The sequence below is a fragment of the Micromonospora sp. DT233 genome, from assembly GCF_049841815.1.
Lineage (GTDB): Bacteria > Actinomycetota > Actinomycetes > Mycobacteriales > Micromonosporaceae > Micromonospora.
Genome location: NZ_JBNCLB010000006.1, coordinates 310,605 through 332,874 on the forward strand (window position 1 = coordinate 310,605; position 22,270 = coordinate 332,874).

At 74.4% G+C, this 22,270-nt stretch carries 17 protein-coding genes; 15 read left to right on the top strand and 2 right to left on the bottom strand.

All coding sequences use genetic code 11. The features are described 5' to 3' along the window. Positions 1 to 3 precede the first annotated feature (3 nt). Complete coding sequence (locus tag ACLQ2V_RS16920) at positions 4 to 660, bottom strand: response regulator transcription factor (protein WP_425719437.1); 657 nt, start codon at positions 658 to 660, stop codon at positions 4 to 6. 275 nt (positions 661 to 935) lie between these two features. On the opposite strand from ACLQ2V_RS16920, the gene ACLQ2V_RS16925 reads away from it, so the two are divergent. After that, positions 936 to 1,826, top strand: a complete 891-nt coding sequence (locus tag ACLQ2V_RS16925) for a zf-HC2 domain-containing protein (RefSeq protein WP_425719438.1) — start codon at positions 936 to 938, stop codon at positions 1,824 to 1,826. A gap of 118 nt (positions 1,827 to 1,944) precedes the next feature. Here ACLQ2V_RS16925 and ACLQ2V_RS16930 read toward each other — a convergent pair whose 3' ends face one another. Next, positions 1,945 to 2,982 carry an IS630 family transposase gene (locus tag ACLQ2V_RS16930; RefSeq protein ID WP_425719439.1) on the bottom strand — a complete coding sequence of 346 codons (1,038 nt, stop codon included), beginning with the start codon at positions 2,980 to 2,982 and terminating at the stop codon, positions 1,945 to 1,947. Positions 2,983 to 3,228: 246 nt separating this feature from the next. Between ACLQ2V_RS16930 and ACLQ2V_RS16935 the strand changes: the two genes are divergently transcribed. The 14 genes from ACLQ2V_RS16935 (at position 3,229) to ACLQ2V_RS17000 (ending at position 22,242) form a co-directional block, all read left to right on the top strand. Continuing rightward, on the top strand, positions 3,229 to 3,450 hold the full coding sequence (locus tag ACLQ2V_RS16935) for an acyl carrier protein (protein ID WP_425719440.1): 222 nt from the start codon (positions 3,229 to 3,231) through the stop codon (positions 3,448 to 3,450). Then, positions 3,443 to 5,065 (top strand): class I adenylate-forming enzyme family protein, encoded by a 1,623-nt coding sequence (locus tag ACLQ2V_RS16940; RefSeq protein ID WP_425719441.1) that lies wholly within the window; start codon positions 3,443 to 3,445, stop codon positions 5,063 to 5,065. Before ACLQ2V_RS16935 ends, ACLQ2V_RS16940 begins: the two co-directional genes overlap by 8 nt. 65 nt (positions 5,066 to 5,130) lie before the next feature. Then, positions 5,131 to 5,853 (top strand): Phenylacetic acid catabolic protein, encoded by a 723-nt coding sequence (locus tag ACLQ2V_RS16945; protein ID WP_425719442.1) that lies wholly within the window; start codon positions 5,131 to 5,133, stop codon positions 5,851 to 5,853. Positions 5,854 to 5,876: 23 nt separating this feature from the next. Then, positions 5,877 to 7,007, top strand: a complete 1,131-nt coding sequence (locus ACLQ2V_RS16950; protein ID WP_425719443.1) for a radical SAM protein — start codon at positions 5,877 to 5,879, stop codon at positions 7,005 to 7,007. 31 nt (positions 7,008 to 7,038) lie between these two features. Then, complete coding sequence (locus tag ACLQ2V_RS16955) at positions 7,039 to 7,296, top strand: acyl carrier protein (RefSeq protein WP_425719444.1); 258 nt, start codon at positions 7,039 to 7,041, stop codon at positions 7,294 to 7,296. Beyond that, positions 7,293 to 8,174: an SDR family oxidoreductase gene (locus ACLQ2V_RS16960; protein WP_425719445.1), complete on the top strand. Its 882-nt coding sequence runs from the start codon at positions 7,293 to 7,295 to the stop codon at positions 8,172 to 8,174. Before ACLQ2V_RS16955 ends, ACLQ2V_RS16960 begins: the two co-directional genes overlap by 4 nt. A 40-nt stretch (positions 8,175 to 8,214) precedes the next feature. After that, entirely contained in the window at positions 8,215 to 11,163 is a 2,949-nt protein-coding gene (aroA, locus tag ACLQ2V_RS16965; protein WP_425719446.1) for a 3-phosphoshikimate 1-carboxyvinyltransferase, read from the top strand. Then, positions 11,160 to 12,308, top strand: coding sequence for an acyl-CoA dehydrogenase family protein (locus ACLQ2V_RS16970; RefSeq protein WP_425719447.1), 1,149 nt, complete (start codon positions 11,160 to 11,162; stop codon positions 12,306 to 12,308). The genes aroA and ACLQ2V_RS16970 overlap by 4 nt, the downstream gene beginning before the upstream one ends. Further along, complete coding sequence (locus ACLQ2V_RS16975; RefSeq protein WP_425719448.1) at positions 12,305 to 13,099, top strand: SDR family oxidoreductase; 795 nt, start codon at positions 12,305 to 12,307, stop codon at positions 13,097 to 13,099. The genes ACLQ2V_RS16970 and ACLQ2V_RS16975 overlap by 4 nt, the downstream gene beginning before the upstream one ends. Next, positions 13,096 to 15,171, top strand: coding sequence for an FAD-dependent oxidoreductase (locus ACLQ2V_RS16980; RefSeq protein WP_425719449.1), 2,076 nt, complete (start codon positions 13,096 to 13,098; stop codon positions 15,169 to 15,171). The genes ACLQ2V_RS16975 and ACLQ2V_RS16980 overlap by 4 nt, the downstream gene beginning before the upstream one ends. After that, entirely contained in the window at positions 15,168 to 17,273 is a 2,106-nt protein-coding gene (locus ACLQ2V_RS16985) for an ATP-binding cassette domain-containing protein (RefSeq protein ID WP_425719450.1), read from the top strand. Before ACLQ2V_RS16980 ends, ACLQ2V_RS16985 begins: the two co-directional genes overlap by 4 nt. After that, on the top strand, positions 17,270 to 19,063 hold the full coding sequence (locus tag ACLQ2V_RS16990; RefSeq protein WP_425719451.1) for an ABC transporter ATP-binding protein: 1,794 nt from the start codon (positions 17,270 to 17,272) through the stop codon (positions 19,061 to 19,063). Before ACLQ2V_RS16985 ends, ACLQ2V_RS16990 begins: the two co-directional genes overlap by 4 nt. A 58-nt stretch (positions 19,064 to 19,121) precedes the next feature. Then, a complete protein-coding gene (locus ACLQ2V_RS16995; protein WP_425719452.1) occupies positions 19,122 to 20,417 on the top strand; it encodes a cytochrome P450 in 1,296 nt (431 codons plus the stop codon). Further along, entirely contained in the window at positions 20,410 to 22,242 is a 1,833-nt protein-coding gene (locus tag ACLQ2V_RS17000) for a condensation domain-containing protein (protein WP_425719453.1), read from the top strand. The genes ACLQ2V_RS16995 and ACLQ2V_RS17000 overlap by 8 nt, the downstream gene beginning before the upstream one ends. Positions 22,243 to 22,270 lie beyond the last annotated feature (28 nt).

A 22,270-nucleotide genomic window follows, 5' to 3' on the forward strand; every position in this document is an offset into this window, starting at 1 on the left:
CGGCTACGCGGCCGGGTAGGACTGCCGGCTCTCCGTCAGGTGCCCCAGCTCGATCGCCATCCGGGTCAGCTCCGCCTTGTTGCTGACGTTCAGCTTGGCGCGGATCCGCTTCGCGTAGGTGTTCACCGTGGCCTGCGACAGGCCCATCCGGGTGGCGACCTGCGCGTGGGTGAAGCCCAGGGCGATCCACCGCAGCGTCTCGACCTCCCGGGGGGCCAGGCCGCTCGGGTCGTCGTCGGCCTGCCGGGTCAGCTCGGTCTGGAACCGGCCGACCAGCCGGGGGCAGAGGTAGAAGCCGCCCTCGGCGACGATGCGCAGCGCGTCGCGGAACGCGGTCTGCTCGGTGTGCCGGGTGATGCAGCCCCGCGCCCCGGCGCGGATCGTGGCCAGCAGCGTGGGCGGCTGCTCCCAGGACGCGCAGACCAGCGGTCGGCCGATGCCGGCGACCCTGGAAATGATCTCCACGGCGGTGCCGCCGCGCTGCGGCAGGTCGACGATCACGACGCCGTACGCGTCCCGGCCGGCGTGCGGCAGGTCGTCGACGGTGCCGACGGAGGCCACCACCTCCAACTCCGGATCATCGGAGACGAGCTTCTCCATGCCGGCCCGCGACACCGGTTGGTCGTCGACGATCGCGACGCTGAACACATCCACCTCCACGGCCTACCTGGGTATCTGGCCGCCTTGAAGACGGACCGCTCCGCACCGTGGTTCACGGGCCGGGTCACTTTCCCGTCGGCCTATGATGTCCCCCGATCGGGGACCTCCGGTGCCCTCGACCGTGACGGCGATAACGTCGGCGGTGGTTTCCCGCACTGGGTCAATCCCTAGATGGTGAACGCCGGCGAAGTCGCACCCCTGCTTCGTGAACCCGCAGGCGGCGGGAGCCGTCTCAACAAACAGCAAATCGGGGTGGCTTGAGGATCGGATGCCGAATGACGGATTCCGCCGACGAATCGCACGTGCGGCAATTGCTGGGGCCGTACCTGCTGGGCGTGTTGGATGCGCGGGAACGCGACGCGGTGGAGCACCACCTCGCGGTCTGCCCCGCGTGCCTCGCGGAGTGTGACGAGCTCGGCGAGGTGGTCGCCATGCTGGCGCTGATCTCCGAGGAGGACGGGCGGGAGATCGTCGAGGAGTTCGGCGCGCCCCCGCTCGCGGCCCCCGAGCCGGCGAACGCGACGGCCCCGGCCCCCCGTCCGTTGGCGGCGGCCACCCCGCTGGCGTCGGAGGTGACCCGGACGGTGGCGGCAATCCCTCCGGGGCCGGACCGACCGACCACCGACGCCGTCCCGCCCGGCCGATCGCCGGCGAGCGTCGTGGGGCCCGCCCACCGCAGGCCCTCGTCGGCCCCGGCCAGCCGGCCGAAGAATCGACGCCGGGTACGTGTCAGAAGCCTGCTCGGCATCGCCGGGCCGGTGCTGGTGGTGCTGGCCTCGGCCGTGGCCTTCATCGGCCTGGCGGGCGGGGGCGAGGACGGTGGCGGCAAGCCGACGGCACCGGTGGAGGTGGCGCTCGCCGCCTCCGCCGCCGCCAGCACGGACGGGGCGACCCTCTCGGTCGTCGCCGCCGGGCCGGACGGCTCGGTCACCGTGCGGGCCACCGTCACCGGCCTGAAGACCGGCGTCCGGTACCAGCTCCACGCGGTGACCACGGACGGGGCCACCCATCCGGTCGCCGCCTGGCCCGGCTCGGCCGACGCGCGGGAGGTCACCGGCGAGGTGCCGGTGCCGGTCTCCGCGCTGTCGTTCTTCGCGGTCACCCGGGCCGACGGCACCGCGGTTCTCTCGGCGTACGTGAAGGTGCCCCCCTCGCCGTCCCGCTGACCCCGTCGGTCCGTCCGTCCCGTCGGGCGGGCGCGTTTCGCGGTGACCGCCCACTGGGACTCGGTGCTTCCGCCCGCGCCCCGCGCCGACGCCACCGCGCGTACGCTGCGCCAGAAGTTCATTGACGTCCTCCGGCCGGTGGATGACGAATCTCCTCGGTGCTCTTGACCCACACGACGGGTTCCGCATCGTCGGCGCGCTCCTCGGCCTGCTCCGGCCGCGCGCCGATGCCCGTGACGAGGTGCGGGGGAGGGCCGCCGACCAGGGCGAACCATCGCTCGGCCTGGTCGGCCCAGTGCGGGCCGGCCGGGATGAGGTGCAGGTGGAAGCGGGGACGACCGGCCAGCCAGCCACGCACCGGCGTTGAGTCGTGCAGGGCCGCGCTGTCGCAGACGACGTGCACGTCCAGGTCGGCGGGGACGGCGGCATGGAGCGCGTGCAGGAACGCGCGGTACTCGCGGGCGGGCGTACGCCGTCCCGGCGGTGCCGGGCGGGACCGGCCCGGCCCGGCGGCCCCGGCCCCGGCCCCGGCCCCGTCGAGCGTCGCCCCCGGGCCGTGGGTGGGCCGGGCCTCGTCCGTGCCGGGCGCGGCCGCCGGGTCGTGCGCGCGTCGGTCCTCGTCGTGCCCCCGCCGGCCTTCGGCCGTGCCGAGCGCCACCGCCCGTCCCGACGGGCCCCGGTACAGGCCGACGACGTCGACGACCCGCGCCACGAAGCGCGGGTCGTGGCTCAGCCGGAGCCCGTCCTGCAGGTGCGGGCGTAGGTCGGCGCCCCGCCAGATCCGCCCGATCGTGGAGGCGGATACGCCGCTGCGCGCGGCCATCGACGCCCGGGACCAGCGTTTCGCCTGCTCCGGGGCGGGACCCAGGGTGTCGGCGACCACCCGCGCCACCTGCTCCGGGCGGATCGTCGCCGGCCGGCCGGCCCTGGACTCGTCGACGAGCCCGGCCAGCCGCCGCGTCAGGAAGCGGGACCGCCACTTGCCCACCGTCGGCAGGGAGACGCCGAGCCGAGCTGCCACCTCGGCGTTCGTGGCGCCGTCGGCGCAGGCCAGCACGATCCGGCAGCGCAGCGCGTACGCCTGGGGCGAGCGGGCCGCGCGGGCCCCCCGCAGCAGCGCGGCCCGCTCCACATCGGTGAGAGCCAGCTCGGACATCGACCGTCCTCTACCCACGTGACCGACGCTACATCAATGTGAACGAATTTTCGGCGCGTTCTTCCGACCCTCGTCGACCCGCCCGTCACGACACCGCTACTTCTAGACAGTCATCGATGCCCGTGGGTATGGTCCCGACGAGTCCCGGAGCGACGGAAACGCTCGCTACTGCAAGGTCGCGGTGGCCCGTGGAATGACCTGACATGGAGATTCACCTCAGTGACCACCAATGATCTTCAAGCGGATATGACAGCCATCTGCGCCAAGGTGCTCAATCGGGACACCGTCGGGCCGGACGAGGACCTCGTCGCGCTCGGCATGGACTCGGTGGCCGCGGTGGAGATCGTGACGAGCGTCGAGGCGACCTACGGCGTGGACGTCGTGGACGTCATCTTCGACACCCCGACGGTGAGCCGCCTCTGCGACGTGGTGCGGGGGGCCACCCTCAGTGGCGTGACAGATGCCTGATCCGCTGGGCGAGCCGGACCTCGCGGCGACCGCCAACCTGCTCGACCTCGTCTCGGCCGCGGCGACCCGCCACGGCGACCGCCCGTACCTCGTCCCGGCCGAGCCCGGGGGGCGGACGGTGAGCTTCGCCGACGTGTTGACCTTCACCAGGGGCTGCGCCGCACTGCTGGACGCGTACGGGGTGCCGCCGGGCGCGCGGGTGGCGACGGTGCTGCACAACTCGTCGCTGGCGGCGCTGCTCTTCATCGGCATCGTCGCCGCGCAGCGGGTGTTCGTGCCGCTGAATCCGAGGTCGGGGCCGGGCGAGCTGGACGCCCTGCTGGCGCACTGCGAACCCGCGCTCGTGCTCGGGCCCGCGGCGGTCGCCGAGAAGATCGGGCCGGCGTCGACCGCCGCGCAGGCGGAACCAGCCGTGCAGGTCGGGGCCGAGGTGCAGCGCGGGACCGGCCCGCGCTGGGTGGGCGTGGACGACGCGGAGGCCCTGCTCGGCGACATCCTCGCCCGGGGCGCGGCGTACGAGGGCGAGCTGTTTTTGGCCGGCGACGGCGCGGCGGACGCGGAGATCGTCTACACCTCCGGCTCGACCGGGGTCCCCAAGGGCGTCGTACTGTCGCACCGCAGCCTGCTGGCCAACTCCCTGGCCATGGTCGGCTGGGCCGACGCGGGCCCCGACGACGTCTTCCTCAACGTCATCCCGATCTTCCACGCCGGCGGGCAGGGGTTCCCGACGCTGACCCCGCTGTGGAGCGGCGGGCGGTCGATCTGCGTGCGCTCCGAGACGGCGCTGGTGCGGTTCTGGACCTACGTGGACCGGCACGCCCCGACCTGGACGCTGGTGGTCAACGCCTACCTCGCCAACCTGGCGGACCGCCCGCAACGACCCGCCGCGAGCCGCCTCAAGGGCGTCCTCGCCGGCGGCTCGGCGCTCAGCCCGGCGCTCATCCACCGCTTCGAGGAGACCTTCGGCATCCCGGTGTACCAGGTGTACGGCATGACGGAGATGACCTCGCTGACGACGGTCGAGCCGCGCGACCGCGCGCCGGGGCGGCCGCGTACCGCCGGGCCGCCCGTGCCGTTCGCCGCCGTGCGCGTCGTCGACGCCGACGGGCGCGACCTGCCGGCCGGCGAGAACGGCGAGGTGCTGCTGGGCGGGCCGAGCATCTTCACCCGCTACGAGAAGGCCCCGGAGCTGACCGCGCGGCGGCTGGCCGACGGCTGGGTGCGCAGCGGCGACCTGGGGCACGTCGACGCCCACGGCGAGCTGTCCATCGTCGACCGGATCGACAGCATGGTCATCGTCAGCGGGGAGAACGTCTATCCCGCCGAGATCGAGAACGCCGTGCCGCACCTGGCGGGCGTCGACGAGGGCGTGGTGGCCGCGCTGCCGCACCCTGTCACCGGTGTGGAGCTGGTCCTCGTCTACAGCCTGCTGCCCGGTGCCGGGGCCGACGAGGACGGGTGGCGGGCGACGCTGCTGACGTTCCTCAGCCCCTTCAAGGTGCCTCGCCGCTTCGTCCCGCTCAAGGAGATCGGCGTCGACGGCTTTCCCCGTACCCCGCTCGGCAAGATCCAGAGGGCGGAGGTGCGCCGCCTGGCGATCGAGCGGTTGGTATGAGTCGCTCCGGCGGGGCGGCTCGAATTTCCGGCAAATGGTGTGGCAGTCGACAGGAGGTGGTTTGCGTGACGTCGGTGGAGATTCTCGACGACGAGGAAGTGGTGGTCCGCACCCCCGAAGAGCTGAAGCGGATGCCTCGCGCGTATCAGAAGGCACTGATCAGCCAGATCATGATCAATACGGAGGGCGAGCTCTCCGGCGGGGACGACTACACCATGATGTTCCTCCCGATGGCGCCCAACGCCGAGGAGCGTCAGGTCTGCGCGGAGCGGGCCGCCGAGGAGTACGACCACTACAAGATCGGCAAGCGGGTACTGGCCGAGATCGGCATCGACACCTCGTACATGGAGGCGCAGACGATCGAGGAGCGCCGGCTCTTCTCCGACAAGCGCCTGCACGAGTGCACGACCTGGGCCGAGCGCGGGATCTACTCCTACATCGGCGAGGAGAGCGCGCTTCTGATGATCAAGGAGTTCGCCGAGGGCAGCTACAAGCCGTGGGCGGACGCGGTCCGCACGATCATCCTCGACGAGAAGATCCACATCGCGCACGGCGCGCGGGTGTGCCGCAACCTGGCGGCCACCGAGGAGGGCCGTGAGCAGCTCCAGGCGGCCCTGAACCGCCTGTGGCCGGTGTTCCTGGGCCTCTTCGGCACCCCCGACTCGGAGCGCTCGAAGCGGGCGGTCAGGTTCGGGCTGCGCAAGACGAACAACCGCGAGGCCCTGGAGAAGTGGATCAACACCGTGACGCCGCGGATCCACGCGCTCGGACTCGTCGTACCGAACTGACGACCGGAAGGGACGACCGCGCCATGCCCACTCCTGTTGCGATCAATCCACGGCCGCCCTCCCGCCGGGAGGCCAAGGCCCAGTTGCAGTCGCTGCTGGCCGGCCGCCCGGACCTGGCCCGGCGGCTGCACGTCGTCCGGGACATGGGCCTGCGGGTCAAGGCGTCCGAGGTGCACCTGACGACCACCTGCAACATCCGGTGCAAGGGCTGCTGGTACTTCGAGGGCGGCTTCGACGCGGCCGTCCCCGAGACGTCGGACCCGAAGGTGATCTCCGACTTCGTGGACTCCCTCGTCGCGCGGGGCTTCACCCAGGCGACCCTGATCGGCGGCGAGCCCACCCTGGTCCTGCCCCGGGTCCGGCCGTTCGTCGAGCGGCTGCCGTACGTGACGATCTCCACCAACGGCATCCGGCCGCTGCCCCGGGCCGGCTTCGAGAACGTCGCCGTGGCGATCAGCCTCTTCGGCGGCGGCCCGCTGGACGACTCCCTGCGCGGCTACCGCCCCAACGGGTCGTCGTTCAGCGGGCTCTTCGAGACCGCCCTCAAGCACTACCGCAACGACCCCCGGGTGATCTTCGTGTACGCCCTGTCGGAGGAGGGCCTGCAGTACGTCGAGCCGACGGTGCGGGCCATCGGGGAGAACGGCAACCAGGTCACCTTCAACTTCTACTCCGAGCACGGCAGCGACAACGCGCTGCGGATCGACAACGAGCAGCGCACCCTCGCCGAGGCGCTGCGGATCCAGCAGAAGTACCCGGAGACCGTGGTCAGCCACCCGTACTTCATCGAGACGCTGATCACCGGGCGCAGCCACTGGGGCGGGCAGTTCGGGTACGACGTCTGCCCGAGCATCAGCGTGGACCACCCCGACCACGCCGAGCGAATCGGCAACGGCAACCCCGTCCTGGACGGCTTCGCCGTCTACGGCGCCGACTACGAGACCCTCCAGTTCTGCTGCACCTCCGGCAACTGCTCCGACTGCCGCGACAGCCAGGGCGTCTACAGCTGGCTGCTGGTCAGCCTCAACCGGTTCCTCGACGACGCCAACCGGCTGGAGACCTGGCTGGACCTGGCGGAGAGCTACTGGCGTCAGTGGTACTGGGCGCAACTGCACGCCGACAACTTCGCCCGCCGCGCGCCGCTGGCCGCGTAGCCCCCTCACCCCCACCCGAAGGAGTGCCCGCATGTCCTCTCCCTCTTCCCAGCTCACCGCGTCCGTCGTCGAGGAGCGGCTGCGCGCCGAGCTGATCGACCTCGGCGTCGACGAGGAGGCGATCATCCCGGAGGCCAAGTTCGACGAGTTGGAGATCGACTCGCTCGACATCGCCGACCTGATGGCCATGGTGGCCAAGGAGTTCCACGTGGAGATCCCCCGCAGCGAACTGGCCGACGTCACCCTCGGGCAACTCGTCGAGCGGATCCTCGCGGGCGCGTCGCATTGACCTCGCCGCTCGGCCTGGCCAGGCGCACCTACCTGGTCACCGGGGTCCTCAACAACGAGTCGATCGCCTGGCACGTGGCCGCCGCCCTGCAACGGGAGGGCTGCGAGGTCGTCCTGACCTCGTTCGGGCGGGTCGCCCGGATCACCCGGAAGGTGGCCGACCTGCTGCCGACCCGCCCCGAGGTGCTCGACCTGGACGTCATGTCCGACGAGAGCGTCGCCGCGCTGGCCGCCGAGGTCCAGCGCCGCTGGGGACGGCTCGACGGGGTGCTGCACAGCATCGCCGCCGCGCCGCCGGAGGCGCTGGGCACCGGCTTCGTCGGCGCCCCGGCCGCCGGGGTGCTCGCCGGGTTCCGGGCGTCGTCGTACTCGTTGCAGCAGCTCACCACCGCGCTCGCGCCGCTGCTGCGGGCCGCGCCGGGCGGCGGCGCGGTGGTGGGGCTGACCGTCGACTCCACCCGCGCCCTGCCCGGCTACGGCTGGATGGGGGTGTACAAGTCGGCGCTGGAGGCCGTCGCCCGCTACCTGGCGCTGCACCTCGGCCCGGCGGGGATCAGGGTCAACCTGGTCGCCGCCGGCCCGGTGGAGACGGTGTCGGCGCGCGGCGTGGGCACCTTCGCCGAGCTGGCCGAGCAGTACGAGCGGTGGGCCCCGCTGGGCTGGGACCGCACCGACCCGGCGCGGGTGGTCGGCGCGGTCCTCTTCCTCCTCTCGGACCTGTCCCGGTACACCACGGGGCAGGTGCTGCACGCCGACGGCGGGATGCACGCGGTCTTCGGCGGCGTCGGCCTGCCCCCGGCGGCGACGGCACCGCCCGGCCCCGGCCTGCCCCCGGCGGCAACGGTGCCGCCCGACCCCGGCCCCGGCGCGACCGTCTGACACCACTGGGGGAGCGAACGTGCGTCTTGTCGTCAAGGGGGTGAGCGAGCCCCTCGCGGGCGGGCTCGACATCCCGGCCTCGAAGTACCACGCCCACCGCGCGCTGATGCTGGCGTCGCTGGCCGACGGGACCAGCCACATCCACGGGACCTGCGGTGCGGGCCACGTGCGGCACACCATCGCCGCCCTGCGCGGCCTCGGCACCGGCGTCACCGTCGACGGGGACACGTTCGTGGTGCGCGGCGGCCCGTACCGGCCGGCCCGCCCGGAGGTCTCCGTCGGCAGCTCCGGCACCACCCTCTACTTCCTGGCCGGGCTCGCCGCGCTGGCCGCGACGCCGGTCACCATCACCGGCCAGAAGTACTTCCGCCGCCGCCCCATCCGCCCGCTGCTCGACGCGCTGGCCGGCATCGGCGTACGGGTCGACTCGGCCGGCGGGCTGCTGCCGATCCGCGTCGCCGCCCGCCCACCCACCGGGGGCCGGGTGGAGATCCCCGGCACCCTCTCGCAGTGGATCTCCAGCCTGCTGCTGGTCAGCCCGTTCGCGACCGGCCCCACGGTGGTCGACGTCGTCGGCCCGTTCAACGAGCGCTCCTACGTGGACCTGACCATCGCCATGATGCGGCAGTTCGGCCTGCACGTGACGGTCCGCGCGGACGGGCGGCGCTTCGAGATCGACCCCGGCCAGCGGGCCACCCCGGCGGTGGTCCACCTGCCGCCGGACGTCGGGGCCGCCGCCTTCGGGTTGGCCGCCGCCGCCCTGCACCCGTCCGACGTCCTCTTCCGGGGGCTGCCGGCGGCCGGGGCCGACGGGCTCGACCACCCCGAGGCCGACCTGCTGGACGTGCTGCGCCGGATGGGGCTGCCGCTGCTGAGCGACCCGGGCACCGGCTGGCTGCGGGTGCGCCACGACGGCTCGCGGCTGGACCCGGCGCGGGTGGACTGCCGGGCGGTGCCGGACATGCTGCCGGTGCTCAGCGTGCTGGGCACCCACGCCAACGGCACGACCGTGCTGGAGAACGTGGCGCACGTGCGGCTCAAGGAGTCCGACCGGGTGACGGCGATGCTGCAACTCAACCGGATGGGCGGGCGGGTGCGGCTGGACGGCGACCGGCTCGTCTGCGCGGGCGTGCCACGGCTGCGCGAGGCCGACCTGTCGTCGTTCAACGACCACCGGGTGCTGATGGCGCTGGCGGTGGCCGCGTCGCGGGCCGGCGGCGAGAGCCGGCTGACGTACCCGAACGCGCACCGCATCTCGTACCCGACGTTCGTCGAGCAGATGAACAACATCGGGATGAACATGTCCGTCGACCGGGCCGCCGCCCGGCCGCCGGCCACCGCGCCGACGCTGCCGTCCCCGGCCCGGCTGGCCGCCGTCCGGCTGACCGACCTGGTACGCCGGCACGCCCGGACCCGCCCCGACCACGACGCGGTGCTCGAGGCGCCCTCGCCGGGCCGCCCCGGCGGCGCGCTCACCTGGCGGGAGCTGGACCGGCGGGCCGACGAGGCGGCGTCGTTGCTGCTGGAACTGGGCGTGACGGCGGGCGACGTGGTCGCCTGGCAGCTGCCCAACTGGCACGAGTTCGTGGTGCTCACCCTGGCCGCCGCCCGCATCGGCGCGCTCTGCTGCCCGCTGATGCCGTTCTTCCGCGAGCGGGAGATCGACGACGTGCTGCGCCGCTCGCGGGCCCGGGTCTTCGTGGTCTGCGCCGAGTTCCGGGGCCGCGACCGGGTCGCCGAGACCGTCGCCGTGCTGGCCGGGCCCGACGCCCCCGGCGTGGCGCACGTCCTCGTCGTCGGGGGCGCCGACCCGCTGCCGGAGTCGGCCAAGACCCGATGGCAGCGGTACGCCGACGCGGTGGCCCGGCAACGCCCCGACGCCCGCGCCCTGGCCGCCCGCCGGCCCGCGCCGGACGCCCTGGTGCAACTGCTCTTCACCTCCGGCACGTCGGGCGAGCCCAAGGGCGTGCTGCACCGCCTGGACACCCTCAACCGCGCCGCCGCCATGCAGGCCCGCCACCTCGGGCTGAGCGCGGCCGACCGGCTCTACGTGCCGTCGCCGCTGGCGCACCAGACCGGCTTCCTCTACGGCATGTGGGTCGGCTGCCTGCTCGGCGCGACCGTGGTGCTGGAGCCGGTCTGGTCCGGCCGGGGCGCGCTGGCCACCCTGCACCGCACCGGCGCGACCTTCGTCCAGGCCGCCACCCCGTTCCTCGCCGACCTGGTCGACGCCGTCGCCGACGGGGGCACCGCGCCACCGGAGCTGCGCGTCTTCGTCGCCACCGGCGCGGCGGTGCCGCGTACCCTCGCCGAGCGCGCCACCCGGACCCTGGGCGCGGCGGTCTGCGGCGCGTGGGGCACCACCGAGTCCTGCCTCGGCACCCTCGCCGCGCCCACCGACGAACCCGCCCGCGCCTGGGGCACCGACGGCCGCCCGCTGCGCGACGTCCGGGTCCGGATCACCGACGACGCCGGGACCGTGCTGCCCGCCGGCACCGAGGGCAACTTCGAGGTACGCAGCGACTGCCTCTTCGTCGGCTACCTGGACCGCCCGGACCAGACGGCGGCGGCGCTGACCCCGGACGGCTGGTACCGCAGCGGTGACCTGGCGGTCGTCGACGACGCCGGGTTCGTGCGGATCACCGGCCGGGTGCGCGACGTGATCAACCGGGGCGGGGAGAAGATTCCGGTGGCCGAGGTGGAGCAGTTGCTGCACACCCATCCGGCGGTCCGCGACGTCGCGATCGTCGCCATGCCCGACGCCCGCCTCGGCGAGCGGGCCTGCGCCTTCGTGGCGCCGACGGTGCCGGGTGCGCCGCTGACGTTCGCCGGGATGCGGCAGTTCCTCGACGAGCACAAGCTCGCCCGGCAGTACTGGCCCGAGCGGCTGGAACTGGTCGACGAGCTGCCCCGCAACGTCGTCGGCAAGGTGCAGAAGTTCGTGCTGCGCGACCGGATCACGTCGATCATCAGCGAGGAGACCCAGTGACCCAGGACGACGGCGGGGCGTTCGCGACCCTCGCCCGCGAGGTCGAGGCGTTCGTACGCGGGCCCGGCGAGGAGTACGCCGAGGCCATCGAACGCACCCGCACGGTGCCGCCGGAGCTCTGGCACGACCTTCGGGACCGGGGCTACCTCCGGCTCGCCGCGCCCGCCGAGTACGGCGGCGCCGGCCTCTCCTTCAGCCAGTACCTGCGACTGCTCGAACTCTTCTCGATGTCGCACGCCTCACTGCGGATGATCGTGCACGTCTGCAACGGCGTCTGGCGGGCCATGGACCAGTTCGCCACCGACGAGCAGCGCAAGCGCTTCGTCCTGCCGCAGGTCGCCGGGGACCTGCGGGTGGCGTTCACCCTCACCGAGCCGACCGCGGGCACCGGGGCGGACCTGCGGGCCAGCGTGGTCCGCGACGGCGACAGCTACCTGCTCTCCGGCGAGAAGCACCTGATCACCTTCGGGGTGAGCTGCGACTACTGGCTGCTCTTCGCCCGCCTCGCCGGCACCAGCGGCAAGGACGGCACGGTCGCCCTGATGGTGGACCGCCGGGTCGACGGCGTCCGGGTGGAGTCGATGGCCGACACGATGGGGGTGCGCGGCACCGACCACGCCCACCTCACCTTCGACCGGGCCCCCGTGCCGGTGGCGAACCGCCTCGGCGAGGAGGGCGCCGGCCTCGCCGTCGCGCTGGGCGGGTTCCTCACCCCCAGCCGCATCGGCGTGGCGATGACCTGCGTCGGCCTGGCCCGCCGCGCCCAGGAGCTCGCGATCGCCCACGCCGGCCGGCGGGTCACCTTCGGCAAGCCGCTGGCCGCCCGCCAGGCCGTCGCGTTCGCGCTGGCCGAGAACGCCGCCGACATCGAGGCGGCCCGGCAGCTCACCCTGCATGCCGCCCGGCGGTGGTCCGGCGGCGCGTCCGACGCCGACGCGCTCTCCTCGATGGCCAAGCTGGTCGCCGTCGACATGCTGACCCGGGTCACCGACAAGGCCCTTCAGGTGCACGGTGGCATCGGCTACTGGGAGGGCAGCCCCATCGAACGGGTCTACCGCGACGCCCGCGCGCAGCGGTTCGAGGAAGGCACCAACGAGATCCAGAAGACGGTCATCGCACGAGAGATCCTGGCGGGCCAACGATGACGACGTACGACGGCAGGACCGCGCTGATCACCGGCAGCTCCCGGGGCATCGGGCGGGCGCTCGCGCTCACCCTGGCCCGGGACGGCTGCTCGATCGTGGTCAACTACAAGAAGAACGCCGAGCTGGCCGACCAGGTCCGCAAGGAGGTCGAGGCGCTCGGGGCACGGGCGCTCACCGTGGCCGCCGACGTGGAGCAGCCCGAGGAGATCGACCGGCTCTTCGCGGTCGTGGCGGCCGAGTTCGGCGCCCTCGACTTCTTCGTCTCGAACGCGGCGGCGAGCGCCTTCAAGAACATCATGGACCTGCGGCAGCACCACCTGGACCGCTCGTACGCGATGAACCTGCGGGCCTTCGTGCTGGGCTGCCAGCAGGCGGTGCGGCTGATGCCCGACGGCGGCCGGATCGTGGCGCTCTCCAGCTACGGCAGCATCCGCGCCTACCCCACCTACGCCAACCTGGGCGCGGCGAAGGCCGCGATCGAGGCGTGGGTGCGCTACATGGCCGTGGAGTTCGGCGGGCGGGGCATCAACGTCAACGCGGTCAACGGCGGCATCATCGACACCGAGTCCTCGGGGTACTTCTACGACGTGCCGGGCATGGCCCCGTTGGCCGGGGTGCTGCCCAAGATCCCGAAGGGTCGGATGGGCACCGCCCAGGAGGTCGCCGACGTCATCGCCTTCCTGCTCTCGCCGGCATCCGAATACATCACCGGGCAGACGATCGTCGCCGACGGCGGCCTCTCGATCGTCGCGCCGCCGTTCATGCAGGACCTCAGCGCCCCGCTGACATGACCGCCGCCCTCGCCACCGTGCTGCGCCCCGGCCGCATCGGCCGGCTGGTGCTGCCGCACCGCATCGTGACCGGCGCGATGCACCTGGGCTGGGAGACGCGCGACGACGACGGCCGGGCGTTGGCCGCGTTCTACCTCGCCCGGGTGCGCGGCGGCGCCGGGCTGATGGTCACCGGTGGGGCGGCGGTGAGCCCGGCGGGGGCCGGCGGCCCCGGCTACGGGGTGCTCGACGACGCGCGGTTCCGCGCCCGGCTGCGGCGGGTCGCCGCCGAGGTGGGGGAGGCGGGCGGCCTGCTGGCCCTGCAACTGTTCCACGCCGGCCGGTACGCCAGGCCGGCGGCGCACGGCCCCCGACCGGTCGCGCCCTCGGCGGTGCACAGCGCGTTCTCCCGGCAGACCCCGCACGCGCTGACCCCGGGCGAGGTCGAACGCACGCTGGCGGACTTCGCGCGCGGGGCCGCCCACGCCCGCGACCTCGGCTTCGCCGCCGTGGAGATCATGGGATCCGAGGGCTACCTCGTCGACCAGTTCCTCTCCCCGCTGACCAACCGACGCGACGACGACTGGGGCGGCGACCCGGCCCGCCGGCTGCGCTTCCCGGTGGCCCTGGTCCGCGCGGTCCGCGCCGCCGTCGGCCCCGACTTCCCCGTCGTCATGCGGATGACCGGCGACGACCTGATGCCGGGCGGCACCGACCGCGCCACCGTCTGCGCGTACGCCCGCGCGCTGGTCGCCGCCGGTGCGGACGCCCTGAACGTCGGGGTCGGCTGGCACGAGTCCCCCGTCCCCACGGTGCAGGCCGTGGTCCCGCCGGGGCACTGGGTGCCGGTGGCGGCGGCGGTCAAGGCGGCCGTCGGCGCGACCTCGGTGCTGGCCAGCAACCGGATCAACCGGCTGGCGCAGGCCGAGGCGGTGCTGGCCGGCACGGCGCTGGACTTCGTCTCCATGGCGCGGCCGTTCCTCGCCGATCCGGCGCTGGTCGAGCGGTCCCGGCGCGGCCGGCCGGTCAACGTCTGCGTCGCCTGCAACCAGGCCTGCATCGACCGCTCGCTGGTCGACGAACCGGTCTCCTGCATGGTCAACCCGCGGGTCGGCCGGGAGCACGAGCCGCCGCCACCCGGCGTGACGCCCGGCGCCGTCGCCGTCGTCGGCGCGGGTCCGGCCGGGCTGAAGGCCGCGCACGAGTTGACGCTGGCCGGGCACCGGGTGACCGTCTACGAGGCCGACCCCGACCCCGGCGGCCAGTTCCGGCTGGCCGGCCGGGTGCCGGGCAAGGCCGACTACCTCGACGCCATCCGGTACCTGACCGAGGAGCTGGCCCGGCTCGGCTGCCCGGTGCACACCGGCCGCCCCGTCACCCCGGCCGACCAGGGCCTGCTCGGCGGCTTCGACGGGGTGATCGTCGCCACCGGGGTGCTGCCCAGGCGGGTGGACCTTCCCGGGGCCGACCTGCCGCACGTGCTCGACTACCCCTCGGCCTTCGCCGACGCGGCGCTGGGTGAGCGGGTCGTGATCATCGGCGGCGGCGGCATCGCCGTGGACCTGGCGCACCTGGCCAGCCACGACGGCTCGGGCGACGACGGCCCGGTGGGCCCCGGCGGCCGGGGCGGTGACGGCGGCCCGGCCCCCGGTGGCGACGGGCGGGGCGGTCGGTCCGCCGGCCCGCGCCGGCAGGTGACGATCGTCCAGCGGGGCACCCGGCTCGGGCCCCGACTCGGGCGCTCGACCCGGTGGGCGGTCCTGGCCGAGCTGCGCCGGCAGCGGGTGGACCTCGTGCAGGGCGTCCGCGACCCGCGCATCGGCCGCGACGGGGTGCACGTCACCGACGCCGAGGGCCGGACCCGCACGATCCCCGCCGACACGGTGGTGGTCGCCGCCGGCCAGCTGCCCAACGACGGGCTGGTGCAGACGGTGCGCCGGGCCGGCGTCTGGCACCGCGTCGTCGGCGGTGCCCGGGACACCGCCGGGCTGGACGCGGTCCGCGCCTTCGACCAGGGCCGGGCGGCGGCGCTGGAGTTCCAACGGGCCCGCCAGCGCGCCGGGCACACCATCGAGATCGAGGAACGGGTATGACCATCGACGGGCCGCGCGCGGCCGCCGCCCTCGGTGCCCTGCGGGGCACCGCCGTGGACCGCTGGCGCATCGTCCGGCTGCTGCCGCGCGCCGGCTGGGCGGCGCTGACCGCCGCCGTGCTCAACAACCTGCTGCTGGCCGCCGCGCCCGTGCTCTTCGTCGTCGAGACGAGCCTGCTCATCGGCCGGCTTCCCGCCGCCATGCGCGACGGCGTCGACTCGCCGGCCTTCGGGCGGCTGGTGACCGCGTTCGTCATCGCCGCCGCCGCGCTCAGCGCCCAGCAGTTGCTGGTCCAGACGCAGGTCACCACCGGGCTGCTGGTCCAGCGCCGGGTCGACGGGTGGGTCGCCCAGGAGCTGATGACCGCCGCGCTGAGCAGCCCCAGCATGGAGCCGCTGGACGACCGGGCGCTCACCGACCAGCTCAGCGAGGCCGCCCGCGAGGTCGAGCAGGGCATCCAGAGCCCCGGTGCCGCCTGCGCCGGGATGCTGGCCCTGCTCGCCCGCTACGGCCAGCTCGCCGGCTACGCGGCGATCGTCGGCGCGGCGTTCTCCTGGCTCGCCGGGGCCGGCCTGCTCGTCGCCGTCCTGGCGTTCCGCCACGGGCAGCGCGGCGGCCTGCGCAAGTACGCCGCGATCTACGGCACGATCATCGCCCGGGTACGCAGGCTGACCTACTTCCGCCACGTCGCCACCGGCCGGTCGGCCGCGAAGGAGATCCGGGTCTTCGGCCTGCTGCCGTGGCTGCGCGAGCAGTACCGCTCGGCGTACCTGGACTGGATGCGCCCGGTGTGGGCCGAGCGCCGCCGGGTCTACCTCAAGCCCTACTTCGGCTACACGGCGATCGGGCTGCTGGTCCTCGTCACCCTGCTGGCGGCGCTCGGCCGGGCCGGCGGCCAGCGGCAGGTCGACCTCACCGGGCTGGCCCTGGTGGTCCAGGCCGTCCTCGCGGCGATCCAGCTCGGCGAGTTCTACCCCGAGGCCGACACCCAGACCCAGTTCGGCATGAACGCCTACCGGTCGGTCGGCGCGTTCCGCGCCGGGATGGCCGCCCGGTCGACCCCGCCGGGCGGGGCGGCCGCGCCACCCGTACCCGCCGCGCCACCCGTACCCGCCGCGCCACCCGTACCCGCCGCGCCACCCGTACCCCCCTTGACGCCCGCACCGGGCGCGGGTGGCGAGCCGCACGGGCCGCCGGTCGCCGCCGCCGGCGGCCCTCGGGCCGGATCGGCGGAGATCCGGTTCGAGGCGGTGTCGTACCGCTACCCGCACCGCGCCGCGCCCGTCCTCACCGGCCTCGACCTCACCCTGGCGCCCGGCAGGTGCACCGCGATCGTGGGGCTCAACGGCGCCGGGAAGACCACCCTGGTCAAGCTGCTGACCGGGCTGGCTACCCCGACCGGCGGGCGGATCACCGTCGGCGGGCGGGCGATCGACGAGATCGAGGTGGCGCGGTGGCGGGCCAACTTCGCCGTCATCTTCCAGGACTACCTGCGCTACGAGGCCAGCGCCGCCGACAACATCGCGTTCGGGGCCGCCGCGCACGCCGACGACCTGGCGGGCCTGCGCGCGGCGGCGCAGGCCGCGGGCATCCTGGGGGCGCTCGACGAGCTGCCGCTGGGGTTGGACACCCCGCTGTCCGGTCAGCTTCGCGGCGGGGTGGACCTCTCCGGCGGCCAGTGGCAGCGCCTCGCCATTGCCCGCGCGCTCTTCGCCCTGCGCCACGGCGCGTCGGTGCTGGTCCTCGACGAGCCGACGGCGAGCCTCGACGTCCGCGCGGAGGCCCGCTTCTTCGACGAGATCATCGCCGCCACGGCGGGGGTGACCACGGTGCTGATCTCGCACCGCTTCGCCACCGTCCGGCACGCCGACCACATCGTGGTGCTGGCCGACGGGCGGGTCGTCGAGGAGGGCACGCACGCGGAGCTGCGGCGTCAGGGCGGCCGGTACGCCCGCCTGTTCGCCCTGCAGGCGGCCCGGTTCGCCGACCGGCCGGAGAGCGGGGCCGGGCCGCCGGACCACGACCGGCCGGTTAACGACCACGGCCGGTCGGCCGACGACGACGTCCCGGTGGCGGCCGGGCCGGAACGGAGCGCCGGATGAGTCGCGGAGTGCTCTCGGCCGCCTGGTCGCTGTGGCGTACCTCGCTGCGCCAGGACCGCCGCAAGGCCGTCACCGCCCTGGTGCTGGTCGTCGCCGGCGCGGTGGCCTGGCCCCTGGTGGCGCTCATGCTGCGGGTGCTCTTCGAGGCCGCGAACGCCGGCCGGCCGGTCGCCGCGAGCCTCGCCGGGGTCGCCGTGGCGGTGCTGCTGATCGCCGGCCTCACCCTCGGCCACTTCGCGCACATCGCCTACTTCGAGCTCTCCGAGCTCGACGTCCTGCACCTGCACCAGGACCTGATGGAGGCCACCAACGGCTCGCCGGGGATGGCGCACTACGAGCGGCCCGAGCTGGCCGACAAGGTCGCCGTGCTGGAGGAGGACGTCGAGCAGTTGCGGGTCGGGTTGCAGGCCGTGCTGACCGGCGTCGGGCTGGCCGTGGCGATGGCGCTGACGACGGTGGTGCTGGCCTCCCTCGACCCGGTGTTGCTGCTGCTACCGCTGGTCGCCGTGCCGCCGCTGCTGGCCGGCCGGTGGGCGGAGCGGATGGTGGACCGGGCCCGCGAGTCCAGCGCCGAGTCGACCCGCCGGGCGCTGGGCCTGTTCCGCCTCGCCACCCAGGCCGCCGCCGGCCGGGAACTGCGGGTCTTCGGCCTCGAAGCGGAGGTCCGCCGCCGCCACCGGCTCCTCTGGCAGGGCAGCACCCGCCGGCTGTGGCGCACCCAGAGCGCGGCCAGCCTGGTCCGGATGTCCGGGCAGTTGGCGTTCGCGGCCGGCTACGTCGCCGCCGTCCTGCTCATCCTCCGCGACGCCGTCGCGGGGCGCCGGGGCGCGGGCGACGTGATCCTGGTGGTCACCATCGCGGCGCAGGTCAACCAGCAGGTGGCCGCGGCGGTCGGGGCGTTGCAGGACCTGCAACGGCTGCGCAGCGTCTACCAGCGCCTCGACGAGGTGCACGAGCTGATCCGGGCCGGCGGTCCGCCGTCGGCGACGGCCGGTCCGCCGCCGCCGACCCGGCTGCGCGACGGGATCCGGCTGGCCGACGTCACGCTGCGCTACCCCGGCGCGGAGCGGCCGGTGCTCGCCGGCCTCGACCTGCGCCTGCCGGCCGGCGCGACGGTCGCCATCGTCGGCGACAACGGTGCCGGCAAGACCACGCTGGTCAAGCTCCTCTGCGGTCTGCTGCGCCCGACCGGCGGCCGGATCCTCGTCGACGGCACCGAGCTGGGCGAGCTCTCCCTGCCGGCGTGGCGGGCCCGGATCGCCGCCGGCTTCCAGGACTTCGTCCGGTTCGAACTGCCCGCCGGGCGGACCGTCGGCCTCGGCGACCTGCCCCGGCGCGACGACGAGCCGGCGGTGCGTACCGCGCTGGACCGGGCCGGGGCCGGTGACGTCGTCGACGCGCTCGAAGCGGGGCTGGCCACCCAGCTCGGCACCAGCTACGCCGACGGGGTGGAGCTCTCCGGCGGGCAGTGGCAGAAGCTTGCGCTGGGCCGGGCGTTCATGCGCGACGAGCCGCTGCTGGTGGTCCTCGACGAGCCCGCCGCGGCCCTCGACGCCGAGGCCGAGCACGCCCTGTTCGAGCGCTACCGCCAGCAGGCCGCCCGGGTGGCCGCGCGGACCGGCGCGGTCAGCGTCTTCGTGTCCCACCGCTTCTCCACCGTGCAGCTCGCGGACCTGATCGTGGTCCTCGCCGACGGGCGGGTCGCCGAGCTCGGCACCCACGCGGACCTGCTCGCCGCCGGCGGCCGGTACGCGGAGATGTTCGAGCTGCAGGCCGGGGCGTACCGGTGAACCGGGCCGGCGAGCACGCGCGGCCCAGCGCAACAGCCAACCCCCGGAGGATCCGCCCGTGACCAGCGCGACGCACACCGACGAGTTCGATCCCTTCTCCCCGAGCGCCATGGACGACCCCTACCCCGCGTACGCCCGGCTGCTGCGGGCCGAGGAGCCGCTGTACCTCGCGGAGCGCGACATGTGGCTGGTCATCCGGTACGACCACGTGCGCGTGGCGGCGAAGGACCACGCGGCCCTCTCCTCCGCCGAGGGGATCGCCTACCACCGCTCGACGCTGCCCGTGCTCTTCGGGCTCGACCAGCCCGACCACACCCGGCTGCGCCGGCTGGTCCGGCACGACTTCGCCCCCGAGGGCGTGCAGTTCTGGCGTCCGCTCATCGAGCAGGCCTGCGGTGAGCTGCTCGACGAGGCGGTCGCCACCGGCGACATCGACCTCGTCCAGCAGGCGATCATCCTGCTGCCCGTGAAGGTGGTCACCACGATCGTCGGGTTGCCCGGCGACGACATCGCCAAGCTCAAGCTCACCGCCGGGGTGCTGGAGAGCTTCGTGGCCAACGCGAAGGTGGGGGAGTCGGCGCCGGATGACCCCGACGAGAACGCGCTGCGGTTGCAGGCCGCCAAGTCGGCGCTCTCCTCGGTCGCCGGGCTCTCCACCTTCCTGGGGGGCCTGATCAAGGAACGCCGGACCCGGCCGCCGGCCCGGGACGTGATCACGAAGCTCTTCGCCGCCGCCGAGCGGGGCGGGGTGACCGAGAACGAGATCCTCTGGCTCTGCCTCACCCTGCTCGTCGGCGGCCAGGAGACGATGACGCACTTCCTGGGCAGCATGCTCGACGCCCTGCTGCACCACCCCGACCAGTTCCGCCTGCTGCGCAGCCGCCCCGACCTCGTCGCTTCGACGATCGAGGAGACGGCCCGCTTCTACCCGCCGGTGCAGAACGTCTTCCGCACCGCCACGACGGACGTGCTCGTCGGCAACACCACCATCCCGGAGGGCGCCCGGGTCGAGTTGTCCTTCGCGGCGGCCAACCGCGACCCGCGCAAGTTCCCTGACCCCGACTCGTACCGGATCGACCGGCGCATGGACGACCACCTGGGCTTCGGCGCGGGCATCCACACCTGCGTCGGCCGGCACCTGGCCCGGCTCCAGGCGGCCACCTTCCTGCGGATGCTGATGGACCGCACCGACGACATCGCGCTCATCGGCGAGCTGGTCAAGATTCCCAGCCCGGCGTTCCGAGGGCTGGACCACCTGCCGCTGCGCCTGACCCCGAAGTCCGCGCCGGCCGGTGCGCCGGCCACCACCGGCGTCCGCCCGGTCGAAGCGCGGCGGGAGAACCCCGGTGAGTGACCCGACCAGCGGCGACGCGGCGGTGCTCGCCCCCGTCGGCCTGCCGTTCCACACCGGCGAGGCCGCCGAGTCCGGGCCGCTGACCTGGGCGCAGAGCGTGATGTGGGGGCCGATGCAGTGGTACGGCGCCCAGGCCAACCAGTTCAACATCGCCCAGGCGCTCCCGCTGCCCGAGCCGGTGGGGCAGGACCGGCTGCTGGCGGCGCTGCGCGAGCTGATCGAGACGCACCAGACGTTGCGGACCCACTACGTGCAGCGGGCGGACGGGCCACGGCAGGAGGTCGCCGCGTCGGGGACGTACCCGGTCACGGTCGCCGACGACCACGCCGACCCGGCCCGCACCGGCGGCGAGCTGGCCGCCCGGCTGGCCGAGACCGCCTTCGACCACGAGGCCGAGTGGCCGCTGCGGGTCGGCTGCGTGGTCGACGGGGAGCGCCGGGTCACCGCCGTCGCGCTCGTCGGCTCGCACCTGGCCCTCGACGGCTGGTCATTCAACGCCCTGGTCAACCTGCTGCGCGACCCGCTCACCACCACCGCCGGCCGACCGGGCACCCCGGCTGCCGGCGGCGGCAATGCGCAGTCGGCCCCTTCGAAACCGGCCGGCGGCGGCGTCCCGCAGTCGGCCGCCGAGAAACCGGCCGGCGTCCCGCAGCCGTTGCAGCAGGCCGCCTTCGAGCGGTCGGCGGCCGGGCGGCAGCAGAGCCGGCTGGGGCTGCGGCACTGGGAGCAGGGGTTGGCGACGGCGCCGGCCTCGATGTTCGACCTGCCCCGCGCGCAGACCGGCGAGCAGCCCATCGAGCGGCACCTACTGGACTCGGCGGCGGTCACGGCGGCGGCGGCCACGCTGGCCGCCCGCACCCGCACCTCGTTCTCGACGGTGCTGCTCTGCCTGACCACGGTCGTCCTGACCGCCTACAACGGCCACGACACGGCGGTGTTCAAGCTGATCGCCGGCAACCGCCTCGACCGGCGCAGCCGCGACCTGATCGCCCTCAACACGCTGGACGCCCTGCTGGCGGTCGACGCCCCCGACGCCGACGTCGACCTGCTCACCGCCGTCCGGCGGATGCACCGGCCGGCGTTCGACGCGTACCGCCGGGCCCAGTGCGACCCCGCCGCCGTCGCGGAGCTAATCGAGGCCACCGGCCGGCGGCGGGGCGCGTCGCTCGACCTCACCACGTACTTCAACAACGGCCACCGGGGCAACGACTGGGCCGCGACCAGCCCGGACGCCACGCCGGCCCGGCTCACCGAGCTGCGCGGCCGCTCGGCGTACACGCGGCTGGACCCGCTGCCCCGCAGCGACATGAAGTTCATGGTGGCCGCCAGCAACCAGGGCGACGGGGTGTGCCGGCTGGGGCTGCTGGTCGACACCGCGTACCTGCCGGGGTCGCTCGGCGCGACGATCCTGACGGGGATCGAGACGCTGCTCTGCGACGCCGTCGCCGGCGAGGTCCGCGTCGGCGAGGTCGCCGCCCGCATCGGCCTGACCCCCGCCCGGCGCGGCCCCGACTGGGTCCGCACCCCGACCGGCTGGGTGCGCCCGGACGACGTGGCGGAGCTGGTCCGCCGGGCGGCGGACGGTGCCGAGGCGGCCGTCCTCGCCGACCCGGGCGGCACCGGGAAGCTGACCGCGTACGTCGCCGACCCGGCGGCCGCCCCGCAGGCCCTGCACCGGCGGGTGCTCGACCTGCTGCCCGGCCGGACCGGGGTGGCGGCCCCGACGGAGTACGTGCTCTGCGCGGCCGCCCCGCCCGCCGGGACCGGGCCCGACGGGTGGCGGGCGGCCCCCGTGACCGCCCGCGAATCCGGGTGCCCGGCGTGAGCAGCGGGGACGTTTCCGCAGCCCCGCA

Excerpts from the sequence above, each read along its gene's own strand:
- ACLQ2V_RS16925 (WP_425719438.1), top strand. The coding sequence starts at position 936 with ATGACGGATTCCGCCGACGAATCGCACGTGCGGCAATTGCTGGGGCCG.
- ACLQ2V_RS16980 (WP_425719449.1), top strand. The coding sequence starts at position 13,096 with ATGACCGCCGCCCTCGCCACCGTGCTGCGCCCCGGCCGCATCGGCCGG.
- ACLQ2V_RS16975 (WP_425719448.1), top strand. The coding sequence starts at position 12,305 with ATGACGACGTACGACGGCAGGACCGCGCTGATCACCGGCAGCTCCCGG.
- ACLQ2V_RS16955 (WP_425719444.1), top strand. The coding sequence starts at position 7,039 with ATGTCCTCTCCCTCTTCCCAGCTCACCGCGTCCGTCGTCGAGGAGCGG.
- ACLQ2V_RS16950 (WP_425719443.1), top strand. The coding sequence starts at position 5,877 with ATGCCCACTCCTGTTGCGATCAATCCACGGCCGCCCTCCCGCCGGGAG.
- ACLQ2V_RS16935 (WP_425719440.1), top strand. The coding sequence starts at position 3,229 with ATGACAGCCATCTGCGCCAAGGTGCTCAATCGGGACACCGTCGGGCCG.
- ACLQ2V_RS16985 (WP_425719450.1), top strand. The coding sequence starts at position 15,168 with ATGACCATCGACGGGCCGCGCGCGGCCGCCGCCCTCGGTGCCCTGCGG.
- ACLQ2V_RS16930 (WP_425719439.1), bottom strand. The coding sequence starts at position 2,982 with ATGTCCGAGCTGGCTCTCACCGATGTGGAGCGGGCCGCGCTGCTGCGG.
- ACLQ2V_RS16990 (WP_425719451.1), top strand. The coding sequence starts at position 17,270 with ATGAGTCGCGGAGTGCTCTCGGCCGCCTGGTCGCTGTGGCGTACCTCG.
- ACLQ2V_RS16940 (WP_425719441.1), top strand. The coding sequence starts at position 3,443 with ATGCCTGATCCGCTGGGCGAGCCGGACCTCGCGGCGACCGCCAACCTG.